This window comes from Tritonibacter sp. SIMBA_163 (assembly GCF_046535935.1).
In the GTDB taxonomy this organism is placed as follows: domain Bacteria; phylum Pseudomonadota; class Alphaproteobacteria; order Rhodobacterales; family Rhodobacteraceae; genus Epibacterium; species Epibacterium scottomollicae.
Genome location: NZ_JAWJBP010000145.1, coordinates 1 through 401 on the forward strand (window position 1 = coordinate 1; position 401 = coordinate 401).

At 32.9% G+C, this 401-nt stretch carries 1 protein-coding gene; it reads right to left on the reverse strand.

What is annotated here, in order from left to right; all coding sequences use genetic code 11:
• Positions 1–18: 18 nt before the first annotated feature.
• Positions 19–401 (reverse strand): transposase (locus tag R0J92_RS21830; RefSeq protein ID WP_411053183.1); only part of this gene is annotated, 383 nt, incomplete at its 5' end.

Below are 401 nucleotides of genomic sequence, written 5' to 3' on the forward strand. Positions count from 1 at the left end.
CTACATTATACCATTTTTCTAAATTCCTGAGAGAGATAGAGCATTACAAATAAAATCCCAGCCCGTCAAAGATTGAATTAATTCTTTACTAAAAGTACCCAAAATTTTGCGAACTTCATCTCGTAATTTATCTAGCTCCTCAAAGTTTAACCAAGTTAATAAATTTTTGAGATGTTCCCACAATCTTTCAATGGGATTTACTTCTGGTGTATAAGGAGGTTGAAATAAAAGAATAATGTTTTCAGGAATCCTTAGATTTTCGCTTGTATGACTAGGAGCATTATCAAGCTGAAGGATTTGAATTTCGTCGGGATAAGCCTGGGAAAAAAGTTCAAGAAAGGTTTCAAAACAAACTAGATCTAAATTGGAGAATTCGTAATAAAAAGTCTCTCCTGTTTTGG